The organism is Streptomyces avermitilis MA-4680 = NBRC 14893, assembly GCF_000009765.2.
Taxonomy (GTDB): Bacteria; Actinomycetota; Actinomycetes; order Streptomycetales; family Streptomycetaceae; genus Streptomyces; species Streptomyces avermitilis.
Genome location: NC_003155.5, coordinates 6,400,088 through 6,415,181, shown reverse-complemented (window position 1 = coordinate 6,415,181; position 15,094 = coordinate 6,400,088). Strand labels below are relative to the sequence as shown.

The window sequence follows — 15,094 nt, the reverse complement described above, 5'->3', positions numbered from 1 at the left end:
TCATCCTCTCATTAGTCGGCGCCATACCAGAAGGTTACGACCTTGCCGTCGGGGCCGATGATCCCGCCCTTACCCGTCTGGGGGTCCACGTATTTTATCCCGCGCGACCCGTCCGCCAACTCCTCCAAGCTGGCGTTGAGCCCTCTCTTCCCTCCTGGCCGGGCAATGCCCGTCGCCCAGCCTTTCGCATCCTGGAGGTACTGCTCACGCGTGACACCGCGCGCCTTCGCATGCTTTTCCCAGTGGTATTCGAACTGATCCTGAGAGGACCTGCCGCTGGGGTTATGGAAGACGCTGTCGATTTTCTCGGTGCACAATCCTGCGTTGTGCACCAGTACGGGCACCGTACCGGCGAGCACGTAGTAGGTGTGGAGGTCGTTGACGGTCAGGTTGTAGGCGCCCTGCGGCTCCTTCCAGTGCGTGACCTTGTCGATCCGGACCCCGGTGCCGTCGGGGGTACGAAGGGTGTCACCGGAGTTGAGGTCGCGGGCGTCGGCCCACCGCCCCCGGTTCTCGACCCAGAAGGGGTGGCGGTCGGTCGCGGTGAGCGCGGGCGGCCCGTCGGCCGCGTCGCCGGCCAGGGTGACGCCGGTGAAGTCCTCGTCGTCGGGCGTGTAGATCGTGTCGTCCACCGGGCGCGAGCCCGTGGTCCCCGCTTCCGGGTCGGTGGCCAGGACGCTGTCGCCGACGGTGATCTGCTCGATGGGCAGGGTGGTGGTGCCGTCGCCCATGAGGACCCGCGTGCCGGCCGGGAAGCTGTTGCAGTCGGGCACCTTGTCGCCCTTGCGGGCGGCGCGGATGTCCTCCGGGAGCAGCTTGCCCCCGTACTTGAGCCAGCGCATGACCGCGAGCGAGCCCAGCACCCGGTCGGTGCTGCTCACCTTCTCACCGGTGGCCAGGTCGGTGCCGGTGATGGCCTCGATGACGCCCTTGCCGTCCCCGATCCCGGGCAGCAGGTTGAGCAGCATCGACATCCGGCGCTCCTGCGCGGCCCGTTCCCCGGGAGTGGTGTCCTTCGAACCGATCTTGTCGGCGATGCCGGAGAAGTCGAAGTCGAACTCGGGTACCTCGTGGAGCTTCGACGCGGCCTTGCCGATGCCGTCGACGGCCTTCTTCGTCTCGTTCAGCCCCTTGTTGGCCTCCTTGATGCCCTCGTTGAGCTTGTCCATCCCCCGGTTGGCCTTCTCGATGCCCTTGTTGGCCTTGTCCAGGCCCCGGTTGACCTCGGCCGTGGCCTTGTTCATGTCATCGAGGGCGCCGTTCATCTTGTCGAAGCCGGCGTTTATCTGGTCCAGGCTCTTGTTGATGTCCTTGAAGAAGCCCGCGATGTCCCAGGTGTCCTTCGGCGGCCGGTCGTCGACGGGCTTGGGGTCGGGGTAGTAGTCCCCCACCGCGACGGCGAGCACGGCGAGGGCCTCGACCGACTCCGTGTGGGCGTCGAGTATCCGGGACGCCTTCACGACGTCGGTGCGCAGCTTGTCCACGTGCGGCTTGGCGGCCTTGAGCGCCTTGACCGTCTGCTCGTAGATCTGCTTCTTCTTCTCCGGGTCGGTCTCCTTGTCCGGGTCGAGCAGGAGGAGGGGCTTGAGCTTGTGCAGCTCGGTCAGCTCCTTCTCCAGCCCCTTGAAAGAGGTGCCCTCGTCCTTCATCGCGTCACGGGTGACGTAGAGGAAGACGCCCACGCCGAGGCCGAGCTTGGCGGACTTGAGGGCGAACTCCTTCAGGCAGGCGGGCCGTTCCAGCAGCGGCTGGGAACCGCAGTCGGAGTACTTCGCCACCTTGGCCGCGATCTCCAGCAGCGTGGGCTCCGGCTCCCGCTTCGGGGCGGGTCCGGCCGCCGCGGCCGTGCCCACGCCCGCGCCTACGGTCAGGCACAAGGCGGTCGCGAGCGTGACGATCTTCTGTTTTACGTGCAGGTACATGTGTTCCTCAGGGCGCGGACCCCAGGGCGCCGTTCGACGGCGCGGGTCCGCGCTTCCCCCTGGGCGGTCGGGCCGCCCTCGTGCTGCGTGCGTGTCAAACGCGTGGTCGCAAACACCGTAAACCGTTACCTTCGGTCATGTTCAACTCAACGCCGCACGCGGTCACATACCGCGCCCGACGCGGTGCCGAGATGCCGGCGGCCGGCACGAACGGACTCCCATGACGCGCACCGCCCGTCATATCGCCTCCCCGGCTCCGGATCACGCCCGGCCCGCCCCCGGGGTACCGGCGCTGCTCAGGCGATCGTCCTCCCGGACCCCGTCGGGGAACGGCGTACGCAACTGCTCCACGACCTCGACGAGATGCGGTTCGAGCATCAGTGCCGCGGGGTGAGGCCCAGCCTGGTCACGTCGTCGTAGCGGCGGCACATCTCCTCGACCCGGGCCTCCACGAAGGCCAGCGCCTCGTCGAGGCCGAGACCGTCGGCCTGTTGCCGGTACGGGACATGGACCCCGGCCGGCCACTCGCCCATGTCCCGGTCCAGGTCGAGCCGGACGAACGCCTCCAGCGCGATCCCCGCCTCGGTGAAGGTGAGGGTCACGGCGAGACGGTATTCGTTCGGCTCCTGGTCCCGGGCCAGGTCCATCCAGATGACGGCGTGGTCGAGCGTCACCTGCGGTGCGCCGTCCACGACGTCGAGCCGTACCTGCGGGCTGAGCGCCGAATCGCCGTCGTCGCCGGAATCACCGCCGAAGTCGCACGCCAGATAGGCGCCGAGCATGAACTCGGCGAGCTGTTTCTGGAAGCGGTCCAGCGACAGCAGGAATCCGGCGAACTGCTGCTCGGCAGAGGGCACCGTGCACGCTCCTGGGTTCTCGAAGGCACATCGACGCGATGAACCCCCTGGACCACGAGCAACTTCCCGGCAGTAGGCCCGTTCTCGGCTCGGGGACGCCGCTGCGGGCAGGCGTCGGCCCTCCCGTGGGGAGGCCGGGAGGGACGGCGCGGCCCCGCCCAGGTGGCAACACGCGGGCGGGGCCAGGGGTGGGTGCCTCACCGGGGGAGAGAGGATCACCGCTGTCACAGCATTGCACTCGATTCGGCCACACAACAGAGTTATGACTGAAAAAGGACGTCAGGTCCAAGACCACGGTCCGGGTCGGCAAACCGCTCCCGGGTGACGACTGAATCGAGGCTCCCCCAGGTGGGGCGGCAGCGGCCTCGGGCAGACACACAGGTATGAGGTCCACGTACCGGCGGCCGGTGTCCCCGGAGGGCCGGCCGTTCTCTTACCCGTATCTCATTCATCCACAGCCTGCGCCCAGGTACGGCACAGCCCGTGCCCATCGGGCGTGTGCAAGGTGCACTGGTGACATCTGCCACCGACCCACTGTCCTCGGCCCCGGCCCCGGCCCCGGGCCGCTCCACGACCCCCGGCGCACCGGCCGCCGAGCCGGCCCAGGAGCCGTCCCCCTCCCCCGCCACACCCCGCTGGTCGCTGCCCGCCCTGGTCGCGATCATGATCCTGGCGGCGGTGCTGTACTCCTGGAACCTGTCCTCCTCGGGCCTCAACAGCTTCTACAGCTCCGCCGTGTTCAGCGGTACGCAGAGCTGGAAGGCGTGGTTCTTCGGCTCGCTCGACGCGGGCAACTTCCTGACCGTCGACAAGCCGCCGCTCGCGCTCATGGTCATGGGCCTGTCGTGCCGGGTCTTCGGCTTCGGCACCTGGCAGATGATGCTGCCGATGATCGTGGCCGCGCTCGGCACGATCTGGATCCTGCACTCCTCGGTGAAGCGGGTGTTCGGCCACGCGGCGGCCACGATCGCCGCGTTCGTGCTGGCGCTCACCCCGATCACCGTCGCCATCAACCGCGACAACAACCCCGACACGCTGCTCGTCCTGCTGATGGTGGCGGCCGCGGCGCTCGGGCTGCGCGCGACCCGGGACGGCAGGCTGCTGCCGCTGCTCGGCTCGGCGGTGTGCTTCGGGCTCGCCTTCAACACGAAGATGCTCCAGGGCTACATCGCGCTGCCCGCCGTCTTCGCGGTCTGTCTGTACGCGTCGGGCCTCAGCTGGGCGAAGCGGATCCGGAACCTGTCGCTGGCCGCCGTGGCCCTGGCCGTGTCGAGCTTCTGGTGGGCGACCGCCGTCTCGCTCGTGCCCGCCGACGACCGGCCGTACATCGGCGGTTCGACGGACGGCACCGCCTGGAACCTGATCTTCGGTTACAACGGCCTGGGCCGCGTCCTCGGCGGCGAGGGCAACGGCGGAGGCGGCGGTGGCGGCGGTGGCGGCGGCTTCTCCGGTACCGCGGGCCTCGGCCGGCTGTTCAACGACATCCTGGGCGGCCAGATCTCCTGGCTGATCCCCTTCGCGGGCATCGCCCTCGTCGGCGGCCTGGTGCTGTGCGGCCGCGCCCCGCGCACCGACCGGACCCGGGCCGCGCTGGTGCTCTGGGGCGGCTGGCTGCTGCTGCACTACGTCACGTTCGCCACCGCCGAGGGGACGATGCACCCGTACTACACGACCGCGGTCGCCCCGGGCATCGCGGCGCTGTGCGGAGGCGGCGGCGTCCTGCTGTTCCGTGCCTTCCGCGGCGGTGACGTCCGCTGGTCCTGGGTCCTGCCCGCCGGGCTCGCGGTCACCGGCATCTGGGCGGTCGTGCTGCTGCGCCGGGCCGACGGCTGGAACACCTGGCTGTGGCCGGCCATCGCGGTGGTCATGGCGACGGCCGTCGTGGGCCTGCTCGTCTTCCGCTCCGGCACCCGCGTACGGCTGCTGGCCGCGTCCCTGGCGGCGGCGATCGTCGCGGCTCTCGCGGGCCCGGCGGCGTACTCGTTCGCCGTACCGGCCGGTGCGGGGGGTGCGGGCGGCGGCATGGGCGGCACCAACCCGACCGCCGGCCCGTCAACCGGCAACGGCGGCTTCGGCGGCGGCCGGGGCGGCCCCGGCGGCAACGCGGGCGGCCCCGGCGGCGGGATGCCCGGCGGCACCCAGCAGGGCGGTCAGGCGGCCGGCCAGGAGGGCGGCCAGCAGGGCGGTCCGACGGCGCCCGGTGGCGGCGGAACCTGTGAACTGCCCAGCGGCGCCCCGCAGGGCGGCGGGAACGGCGGCTTCCCCGGCGGCGGCACGGGCGAGGGCCCAGGCGGCGGCACGGGCGGCGAGAACGGCACGGCTCCGGGCGGCACAGGCGGTCAGCGCGGCGGCGGTGGCGGCATGGGTGGCGGCATGGGAGGAGAGACCAGCAGCGAACTGATCTCGTACCTGGAGAAGCACCAGGACGGCGCCAAGTGGCTGCTCGCGGTGTCCAATTCACAGTCCGCCGGGCAGCTGATCCTCAGCACCCACAAGCCCGTCATCTCCATGTACGGCTTCACCGGCACCGACAAGGGCATGACGGTCGCCAAGCTCAAGGAACTGGTGAAGAAGGGCGAGCTGCACTACATCCAGGTCGGCGGCTCGGGGATGGGCGGCGGCATGGGCGGCGGCAACAGCGTCAGTGCCGCGGTGACCGCGTGGGTGCAGAAGAACGCCACGGCGGTGAAGGAGAGCGCCTACAGCAAGACCACCACCTCGGAGTCGAGTGCGACCACGAACTCCGACTCGAACGCCGGCACGAACTCCGACTCGCAGAACGGCCAGTCGGCCCAGTCCACGTCGACCCTCTACCGCCTGGATCCGTCGGACGTCGGCTGACCACCAGCCCGGCTCCGGCAACCACGGCCCCTGACCGCTCTCCCGGTCGGGGGCCGTTCGGCATGCCGCATCGCGTGCGCAACACCTGCCGCATCGCGTGCACATCAAGCGACTTGCCGGTTTCCGACATGGAACCGACACCTCCCGTTCATTGACCGGACCTCATGTCCATGTCACGATCCGGTTGCCCGCTCAATCAACACGCGTAGAACGGACTCCCCACGATGCCCGCGACAACGCACATACGCCGCTGGAAGACGCTGGCGCTGACCACCTCCGCCGTACTGGTGGGCCTCACCCTGCCGACGCTGACCGCGGCTCCCGCGAGCGCCACGACGACCGCGTACGACAGCACGTACTACAAGAACGCCGTCGGCAAGACCGGCACGAGCCTGAAGTCCTCGCTGCACACGATCATCAGCAGCCAGACCAAGATCTCGTACTCCGCCGTCTGGAACGCGCTGAAGGTCACCGACCAGGACCCGAACAACAGCAACAACGTGATCCTGCTGTACAGCGGCGTCTCGCGCAGCAAGTCCCTCAACGGCGGCGACGTCGGCGACTGGAACCGCGAGCACACGTGGGCCAAGTCCCACGGCGACTTCGGCGAGGCGACCGGTCCCGGCACGGACCTGCACCACCTGCGCCCGGCGGATGTCCAGGTCAACAGCATCCGGGGCAATCTGGACTTCGACAACGGCGGCAGCACGGTCACAGGCGGCGGCGGCAGCCTTGTCGACTCCGACTCCTTCGAGCCGCGCGACGCCGACAAGGGCGACGTGGCCCGCATGATCCTCTACATGGCCGTGCGGTACGAGGGCGACGACGGCTGGGCCGACCTCGAGCCCAACGAGAAGGTGAACAACGGCAGCAACCCGTACATCGGCAAGCTGTCCGTCCTCAAGCAGTGGAACGACGAGGACCCGCCGAGCGCCTTCGAGGAGAAGCGCAACCAGGCCATCTACGACACCTACCAGCACAACCGCAACCCGTTCATCGACCACCCGGAGTGGGTGGAGGCGATCTGGTAGTCCCCCCGACGCGGCCCCGCCGCGTGGCCCCCGCCGGGCGTCTCCTGATCCACTCTGGAGATCATGGACGCGGACGTCCGGCGAAGGGATGGGACATTGGGCTACTGCCTCGAGATGAGCACCGGTGACATGCGCGATGTGATGCGGCTGCTCACGGCGGTGGAGCGGACCCCGGAGCAGGAGCGGGCGCTCGGGATCGTGCGCGAGGGATGCGCGAAGACCGACGCCCGGTTCCGGGAGCAGGGCATCGGTCTCGACGTGTCCGTGGAGCAGGCACTCCACGAGTTGATCGAGGGGGTGCCCGGCGGGGCTCGGGGGGCCGCGTACACGTACGCGTTCCACGAGGTGGTGGCGGCGCACTTCTCCGACCCCACGGATCTCGGCGTCTGGAGCCGGCCCTCGTGGTTCTTCGCCCTGGACGACGAACTGGCCCGGCACGGGATCCCCGCGGACCTGCTGCCGGGCTCGTTCCTGTTCAGTGGACCGCCGCTGCGGCTGCCGCACCCCGGGGACGCGTTTCCCCAGATCGGCGTCCTGCCGACACCGCGGGCCGCCCCCCTGGCCACCGCGTACGAGGCCGTCGCGGACCGGCTCGGACCCGACTACCGGGCCACGGCGCGCAAGTTCGCGGAACTCATGCGGTTCGAGGCGGAGGAGTGGGAGAGCGCCCAGCAGCTCGGGCAGACACTGGACAGCATCTTCTTCTGGTTCCGCTGAGCCGGGCGTCTCGTGGCCGAGGCGCGCGGAGGCCGGGCTGAGTCCGGGCGGGTTGCCCTTCGCGGTGCCCGAAGGGGCCATGCCGCTGGCATGAAGGGCAGCCTTCCGCCCGGTGTCCCCCCAATGACGCCCAGGCATACAACCAGTGACCCGCCGTTCGAGTCGTACTCCCTGGACGCGGCGCCCCGACGCGCCGAACTCAAACGTCTCGAAAGGCAGTTGCATGTCCCGAGCACGACGCAGAACCCGTTCCGCGCGGCTGACCGCCCCTCTGGCCGCCGCGGTGCTGCTCGCCGGCGGAGTCGGTGCCTGGGCGCTGACCGGGGCCTCGGCCCAGGCCGCCACCGGGACCGCGGACGCCCAGGACGACTTCAACGGCGACGGCTACGCCGACCTCGTCGTCGGCGCCCCGAACGCCACGGTGTCCAGCAAGGCCAAGGCGGGCTACGTGGCCGTCACCTACGGCTCCGCCAGTGGCCTGTCCGCCGCCGACAAGAAGATCGTCAGCCGCTCCACCAGCGGCGTCCCCGGGGCCGCCACCGCGAGCCAGCGCTTCGGGTCGACCTTCACCAAGGGCGACCTGGACGGCGACGGCTTCAGCGACCTCGTGATCGCGGGCGGCACGGCGGGCTCCGTCGTGCTGTGGGGCTCCGCCTCCGGCCTCACCGGCGGCACGAGCATCGCCGGGTACGGGGACAGCCCCCAGGCCGGTGACTTCGACGGCGACGGCAAGACTGACCTCGCCCTGTTCGCCCACCAGCAGGTCGAGGGCGACGATCCCCCGAGCGGCGCGGCCACCGTGTGGAAGGGCCCGGTCTCGCGTGCCGGAAAGCCCACCGCCACCCTGCCCGTCCTGGCCACGTCCGCCGGCTCGATCAGCGGTCCCATCAAGTCCAGCCAGGCCGGCGACATCAACGGCGACGGCAAGGACGACATCGTCCAGTGGATCTACACCGGTGACGGCACCTGGGGCAACCGCCTGCTGTACGGCGGCGGCAGCAAGGGCTTCACCGGCGGCTGGGTACCCGGCGACGGCGTGGGCGACCTCACGGGCACCGGCATCGGGGACGTGAACGGCGACGGGTTCGACGACGTGGTGGTCGGCGCCGACGGCTGGAACAGCAAGGTGCGGGTCGCGCTCGGCTCGGCCTCCGGCCTGTCCGAGTCGCGTGTCCAGAGCTTCGACCAGGACCTCGCCGGCTTCCCGGGCGCCCAGGAGGAGGGCGACGAACTCGGCGCCTCGGTCTCGGTCGGCGACGTCACGGGTGACGGCTACGCCGACATCGCGCTCGGCATACCGGGCGAGGACGTCGGCACGATCGCCGACACCGGCTCGGTCGCCCTCGTCCACGGCAGCGCCTCCGGCGTCACGGGCGCCGGAACCCAGGTCTTCCACCAGGACACCGCCGGGGTGCCCGGAGTCGCCGAGCAGGACGACCGGTTCGGTGTCGCCGCCGCCCTCCTGGACGTCGACGGCAACGGCCACCCCGACCTCGCCGCGGCCTCCACGGCCGAGAACGCGAGCAACGGCGCGGTCTGGGTGCTGCGCGGCGACGCGGCCGGCCTCTCCGCCAAGTCGGCCTTCGCCTTCGGCCCGAAGACCCTGTCGGCCCCCTACACGAACGCGCTGTTCGGCTCGTTCCTGCGGTGACCTGCTGAACCGGGTACGGCGGGGCGGTCGGCCATTCCGCCGTACCCGCCCCCGCCGTACCCGCGCCGTCAGCCCAGGTGCGTCGGCGCGAACATCCGCAGCACCGCCGGCAGCAGCACCACCGACGGCCCCGGGGTCGCCAGCGCCTTCGCCAGGTCCACTTCCAGCGTCTCGCGGGTCGTCCGCACCCCCGACACCCCGAACGACTCCGCGAGGGCCACATAGTCCGGGCGGGACAGCTCGGTCGCCGTCGCCTCGCCGAAGGTGTCCGTCATGTACTCGCGCAGGATGCCGTAGCCGCCGTCGTCGACGATCAGCCAGGTGACGTTCAGGTCGTACTGCTTCGCCGTGGCCAGTTCGGCGATGGAGTACAGGGCTCCGCCGTCACCCGAGACCGCCAGGACCGGGCGGGTGGGGTCGGCCGCGGCCGCGCCGAGGGCCGCCGGGAAGCCGTAGCCGAGACCGCCCGCGCCCTGCGCGGAGTGCATGGAGTTGGAGCCGCGGGGGTCGAAGGCGGACCACGCCCAGTAGGCCAGGATCGTCATGTCCCAGAACGACGGGGAGTCGTCCGGCAGGGCCCGGCGCACGGACGCCAGTACGTCCTGTTCCAGGGTGAGTTCCTGGGCGGCGATGCGTTCACGGACGCGGGTGAGGACGGTGCGTACGCGGTCCGCCGCCGTCGGGTCGGTGCGTTCCCCGACCGTCTCCAGGAGCGCGGAGAGTGCCAGCCGGGCGTCCGCGTGGATGCCCAGTGCCGGGTGGTTGGACTCCAGCTTGCCGAGGTCGGCCTCGATCTGGATCACCCGGCCGCGCGGCTTGAACGTGTGGTAGTTCGAGGACAGTTCGCCGAGCCCCGAGCCGACCACCAGGAGGACGTCCGCGTCCTCCAGGAAGTCCGTCGTGTGACGGTCCTCCAGCCAGGACTGGAGCGACAGCGGGTGCTCCCAGGGGAAGGCGCCCTTGCCGCCGAAGGTCGTGATCACGGGGGCGTCCAGCTTCTCGGCCAGCGCCCTCAGCTTTCCGGCCGCGTCCGCCCGTACGACCCCGCCGCCGGCGATGATCGCGGGGCGGGCGGCGTTCGACAGCAGGTGGGCCGCCACCGCCGTCAGTTCGGGGCGCGGGACCACGTCCTCCGGTGTCGCGTCGAGCGCCGTCACCACCGGCAGGCTCGTCTCGGCGAGCAGGACGTCCTGCGGGATCTCCACCCACACCGGGCCGTGCGGAACCGTCAGCGCCGACTCCCAGGCCGCCGCGATCGCCGACGGGATCTGCGACTGCGTACGGACCGTGTGGACGGACTTCACCACACCCCGGAACGACGCCTGCTGGTCCGGGAGTTCGTGCAGATAGCCGTGGCGGCCGCCGCCCAGTCCGGCGGTCGGGATCTGGCTGCTGATCGCGAGGACGGGCGCCGAGGCCGCCGCCGCCTCCTGGAGCGCGGCCAGGGAGGTGAGGGCGCCGGGGCCGGTGGAGAGCAGCAGCGGGGCCGCCTCCCCGGTGATCCGCCCGTACGCGTCCGCCGCGAAACCCGCGTTGTTCTCCACCCGCAGGCCGATGTACCGCAGGTCCGACCGCCGCAGCGCGTCGAACATGCCGAGCGCGTGCTGGCCCGGCAGGCCGAAGACGGTCGTCGCGCCGAGACCGGTGAGGGTCTCCACGACCAGGTCCCCGCCATTGCGCCCCGGGGGTGGGTTCAACGCGGCTGACGTCTCGGCGGCCGTGGGGCGAAGCACCAGGTCGTGGTCGTGGGTCACTTGTTCCGGGCCTCCGCAATCTGACGGGACATGATCGTGGTGAGCTCGTACGCCGTGTGGGACGCGGCGACGGCCGTGATCTCGGCGTGGTCGTACGCCGGGGCGACCTCGACGACGTCGGCCGAGACCAGGTTGCAGGACGCGAGGCCCCGCAGGATCTCCAGGAGTTCGCGCGACGTCATGCCGCCCGCCTCCGGCGTCCCCGTGCCGGGCGCGTGCGCCGGGTCGAGGCAGTCGATGTCGATGGAGATGTACAGCGGACGGTCACCGATGCGCTGGCGCAGCTGGTCGGCGACCTCGTCGGCGCCGCGGCGGTAGATGTCCGCCGAGGTGACGATGCCGAAGCCCATCTTCTCGTCGTCGGTGAGGTCCTGCTTGCCGTACAGCGGGCCGCGGGTGCCGACGTGGGAGAGCGCCTCGGTGTCGAGGATGCCCTCCTCGACGGCCCGGCGGAACGGGGTGCCGTGCGTGTACTCGGCGCCGAAGTAGGTGTCCCAGGTGTCGAGGTGCGCGTCGAAGTGGAGCAGCGCCACCGGGCCGTGCTTCTTGGCGACCGAGCGCAGCAGCGGCAGCGCGATGGTGTGGTCGCCGCCGAGGGTCATCAGCCGGGCGCCGGTGCCGAGCAGCTCGTCGGCCGCGGCCTCGACCGTCTCCACGGCCTCGTTGATGTTGAACGGGTTCGCCGCGATGTCACCCGCGTCCGCGACCTGGGCGAGCGCGAAGGGCGAGGCGTCCTGCGCCGGGTTGTACGGGCGCAGGAGCCGGGACGCCTCGCGGATCGCGTTGCCGCCGAAGCGGGCGCCCGGCCGGTACGAGACGCCGGAGTCGAACGGCACACCGACCACGGCGACATCGGCGGTGCCGACCTCGTCGAGGCGCGGCAGCCGGGCGAAGGTCGCGGGGCCGGCGTACCGCGGGACGCGGGACGAGTCGACGGGGCCGCGGGGCGTCTCGTTGCTGCTCATGGGGGGTTACCTTTCCTGCGCTTCGTTGCGTTTTGACTCTACTGGGGGGCCGGGACCGGCTCCGCCAGGGGTTCGGGGGTCCGGCCCGCGAGGCGCTCACGCCAGGCGGCGAGGACCGCGGCGTCGGTGGCGGGCGTGGCCAGGGAGACGATCACGTACGCGGCCAGCGAGGACAGCAGTCCGTAGTAGACGGGCTCGTTGGCGAGGATGCCGAACGTCGCCATCAGGCCGATGACCGCGAGGCCGCCGACGATCACGGAGGCCAGCGCGCCGTGCACGGTGCCGCGCTTCCACAGCAGGCCGCCGAGGATCGGGACGAGCAGACCGCCGACCAGCAGGTTGTACGCGACGGTCAGCGCCTCGACCACGTCGTTGAGCGCGATCGCCGTACAGATCACCGCGACGCCCATGACCAGGATGAACAGGCGGTTGCCCCGGACCTCGTCGTGGTCGTCGCCCTTGCGCGAGGAGACCCCCCGCAGGCGCGACCAGATGTCGTTGTTGGCGACGGTGGCACAGGCGATGAGCGCGCCGGAGGACGTCGACATGACGGCCGCCAGTGCCGCGGCGAGCACCAGGCCCCGCACGCCGACCGGGAGTTCGTCCTTGACGATGGTCGCGAAGGCGGAGTCGGCGCTGGGCAGCGTGGGGTAGAGGACCTTGGCCGCGGTGCCGATGACGGCGCCGGCGAGCGCGTACACCAGACAGTACGTACCGGCGACCGTGCCGCCCCACTTCGCCGTGGTGTCGCTGCGCGCGGTGAACACGCGCTGCCAGATGTCCTGTCCGATCAGCATGCCGAAGGTGTAGATGAGCACGTAGGTGAAGATCGTCTCGCCGCCGATGCCCAGCGGGTCGAAGTACTCGGTGGGCAGCTTGGCCTTCATCGCGCTGAAGCCGCCCGCCTTGACGATGGCGATGGGCAGCAGCAGGAGCAGGACGCCGATGGTCTTCACCACGAACTGGACCATGTCCGTCAGCGTGATCGACCACATGCCGCCGAGCGTCGAGTACGCGACGACGATCGAGCCGCCGAGGATGATCGCGAGCGTCCGGTTCATGTCGAAGAGGACGTCGAAGATCGTGGCGTAGGCGATGGTGGACGTCACCGCGAGCATCAGGGTGTACGCCCACATGACGACGCCCGAGATCACGCCGGCCCGGCCGCCGTACCGCAGGTCGAGCATCTCGGAGACGGTGTAGACCTTGAGGCGGGCGATGCGGGCGGAGAAGAAGACGGAGAGCGCGAGCAGGCCGAGGCCGATGGCGAAGACCATCCAGGCGCCGGAGAGGCCGTACTTGTAGCCGAGGCCGACGCCGCCGATGGTGGACGCGCCGCCGAGGACGATCGCGGCCATGGTGCCGGAGTACATGGCGGGGCCGAGGCGGCGCCCGGCCACCAGGAAGTCGCTCTTGGACTTGGCGCGGCGCATGCCCCACCAGCCCATGGCCAGCATGCCGGCCAGATAGACGACGATCACTGTGTAGTCGACGGCCATGGGGCCCTCCTTCGCGCACTCTCGGTGGCGTGTCGTGCAGATGATTGGGGGATGACCGGTGGCTGATCGCGGGGACATACGCCCGTACCCGCGGCTGCCGGTGGCACTGACACTAGGTGGCCGGAAAGCGACACTGAAGTGTACGTTTCATCCATCACCGCCATCCCGGATGGAGGGAACATCCACCATGCCGGACCCATCCGCACCATCTGCATCGTCAGCATCATCCGCACCAAAAACAACAGCGGCACCAGGAACACCAGCAGCACCAAAGACCTCAGCGGCCCCAGGAACACCAGCCGTACCGCCCACCCCGCCCGTCCCGCTCGCCGCGCTGCTGGCCCGGGAGGACCTGGCGCTGCGGCAGATCGCCGGGCCGACCGACCGCGACACGGTGATCCACTGGGCACACACCTCGGAGATGGCCGACCCGTACCCGTATCTGCTGGGCGGCGAGCTGCTGCTGTCCGCCGGGGTGCACATTCCGGAGGCGGCGGGCTCGGGGACGTACTTCGAGGACTATGTCTCGCGGATCGTGGCGGCGGGCGGCGCGGCGCTGGGCTTCGGCCTGGCCCCGGTGCACGACACGGTGCCGCGGGCGCTGGTGGCGGCCTGCGACGCGTACGAGCTGCCGCTGCTCGAAGTGCCGCCGCAGACGACGTTCTCGGGTGTGGCGCGTGCGGTGTGGCAGCTGATGGCGCAGGCCCGGCTGGCGGAGCTGCGGCGGGTGACGGAGGCCCAGCGGAGCCTCGCGGCCGCCGCCGCCCGCCCGGACCCGGTCCCCTCGGTGCTGCGCCAGCTCGCCCAGCGGGTGGGCGGCTGGGCGGCGCTGTACGGCCCGGACGGGGCGGAACTGGCGCGGGCGGGACGTATCCCGGAGGCGCCGGACACGCCGACCGCACAGGCGCTGGCCGAGCTCGCGGCGGTGGTACGGCCGAGCGAGCCGAGCGCATCACCCGCCTCCCCCGCTCCCGCCCCGTCCCCCACCCCGTCCTCCGCCACGGACAGCGTCGGCGGGGTCCACCTCGCCGCCTACGCGCTCGGCACCGGCCAGGGTTTCGTCCTCGGGGTCGCCTCCGCGCGCCGGGACTCCGGCGACCACACCATCGCCTCCGTGGCCGCGGTGCTGCTCTCGCTCCTCACCGGCGAGCACCAGAGCGGCAGCGGGGCGGCCCGCTCGGCGGCGCTCGTACGGCTTCTGCTGGGCGCCGCCCCGGAGGCGGTCGCGCCGCTGCTCGGCGGGGAGCGGTGGGTCGTGGTGCACGCGCGCCCGGTGGCGGACGGTCCCGCTCCGGACGCCGTCGCGGCGTCGGCCCTGGGCGCGGCGCTGGGCTCCGCGCTCGTCGACGCCGGCGGGGACGTCGTACGCGTCCTGGTGCCCGGCGACCGGGCACCGGCCGCGCAGTCGGGCTGGACGCTCGGGGCCAGCGTGGCGGTGGCCCCGCACGAGTGGGCGGCCGCCGACACCCAGGCGGCCCGCGCGCTGGCCCGCGCCCGCGCGACCCGCTCACCGCTGGTGCGGCACGGCGAGCGCCCGGGCCTCACCGACCTCGTCGCGCCGGCGGACGCGGCGGCCCACGCCCGTACGCTGCTCGCCCCCGTCGCCGACACCCCCGCGCTGACCGAGACCCTGCGCACCTGGCTCTCCCTGCACGGCAGTTGGGACCGTACGGCGGTGGCCCTGTCCGTGCACCGCAACACGGTCCGTCAGCGCATCACCCGGTGCGCGGCGCTGCTGGGGGCGGACCTGGACGATCCGGATGTGCGGATGGAGTTGTGGTTCGCGCTGCGGCACGGCTGACGGCGGCCCGAACCAAGTGACTCCCGTCCCAGGCCGCGGAACACCGGCGCCACCCG

General features: G+C 71.3%; 10 protein-coding genes. 5 read left to right on the top strand and 5 right to left on the bottom strand.

What is annotated here, in order from left to right; all coding sequences use genetic code 11:
• Nucleotides 1–11: 11 nt before the first annotated feature.
• Both SAVERM_RS27315 and SAVERM_RS27310 read right to left on the bottom strand, forming a co-directional pair.
• Entirely contained in the window at nucleotides 12–1,922 is a 1,911-nt protein-coding gene (locus tag SAVERM_RS27315) for a polymorphic toxin-type HINT domain-containing protein (RefSeq protein ID WP_010986696.1), read from the bottom strand.
• Nucleotides 1,923–2,299: 377 nt separating this feature from the next.
• Entirely contained in the window at nucleotides 2,300–2,779 is a 480-nt protein-coding gene (locus SAVERM_RS27310; RefSeq protein ID WP_010986695.1) for a hypothetical protein, read from the bottom strand.
• A gap of 513 nt (nucleotides 2,780–3,292) precedes the next feature.
• Here SAVERM_RS27310 and SAVERM_RS27305 point away from each other — a divergent pair.
• The 4 genes from SAVERM_RS27305 to SAVERM_RS45380 all read left to right on the top strand — a co-directional run bounded on the left by SAVERM_RS27305 (nucleotide 3,293) and on the right by SAVERM_RS45380 (nucleotide 9,019).
• A complete protein-coding gene (locus SAVERM_RS27305; RefSeq protein WP_010986694.1) occupies nucleotides 3,293–5,620 on the top strand; it encodes an ArnT family glycosyltransferase in 2,328 nt (775 codons plus the stop codon).
• 224 nt (nucleotides 5,621–5,844) lie between these two features.
• Nucleotides 5,845–6,651, top strand: coding sequence for an endonuclease I family protein (locus SAVERM_RS27300; RefSeq protein ID WP_010986693.1), 807 nt, complete (start codon nucleotides 5,845–5,847; stop codon nucleotides 6,649–6,651).
• Between the two features lie 63 nt (nucleotides 6,652–6,714).
• Nucleotides 6,715–7,368: a DUF7691 family protein gene (locus SAVERM_RS27295; protein WP_010986692.1), complete on the top strand. Its 654-nt coding sequence runs from the start codon at nucleotides 6,715–6,717 to the stop codon at nucleotides 7,366–7,368.
• A 223-nt stretch (nucleotides 7,369–7,591) separates the two neighbouring features.
• The gene (locus SAVERM_RS45380; RefSeq protein ID WP_010986691.1) at nucleotides 7,592–9,019 is read left to right on the top strand and encodes an FG-GAP-like repeat-containing protein; all 1,428 of its coding nucleotides are present in this window, start codon (nucleotides 7,592–7,594) and stop codon (nucleotides 9,017–9,019) included.
• A gap of 68 nt (nucleotides 9,020–9,087) precedes the next feature.
• Here SAVERM_RS45380 and SAVERM_RS27285 read toward each other — a convergent pair whose 3' ends face one another.
• The 3 genes from SAVERM_RS27285 to SAVERM_RS27275 are packed head-to-tail and all read right to left on the bottom strand — an operon-like array spanning nucleotide 9,088 to nucleotide 13,237.
• Entirely contained in the window at nucleotides 9,088–10,773 is a 1,686-nt protein-coding gene (locus SAVERM_RS27285) for a thiamine pyrophosphate-binding protein (protein ID WP_010986690.1), read from the bottom strand.
• Nucleotides 10,770–11,738 (bottom strand): agmatinase, encoded by a 969-nt coding sequence (gene speB, locus SAVERM_RS27280; RefSeq protein WP_010986689.1) that lies wholly within the window; start codon nucleotides 11,736–11,738, stop codon nucleotides 10,770–10,772. The genes SAVERM_RS27285 and speB overlap by 4 nt, the downstream gene beginning before the upstream one ends.
• 38 nt (nucleotides 11,739–11,776) lie before the next feature.
• Nucleotides 11,777–13,237, bottom strand: coding sequence for a sodium:solute symporter family protein (locus SAVERM_RS27275; protein WP_010986688.1), 1,461 nt, complete (start codon nucleotides 13,235–13,237; stop codon nucleotides 11,777–11,779).
• 187 nt (nucleotides 13,238–13,424) lie between these two features.
• Between SAVERM_RS27275 and SAVERM_RS27270 the strand changes: the two genes are divergently transcribed.
• Nucleotides 13,425–15,038, top strand: coding sequence for a PucR family transcriptional regulator (locus SAVERM_RS27270; RefSeq protein ID WP_010986687.1), 1,614 nt, complete (start codon nucleotides 13,425–13,427; stop codon nucleotides 15,036–15,038).
• The last annotated feature ends 56 nt before the right edge of the window (nucleotides 15,039–15,094 follow it).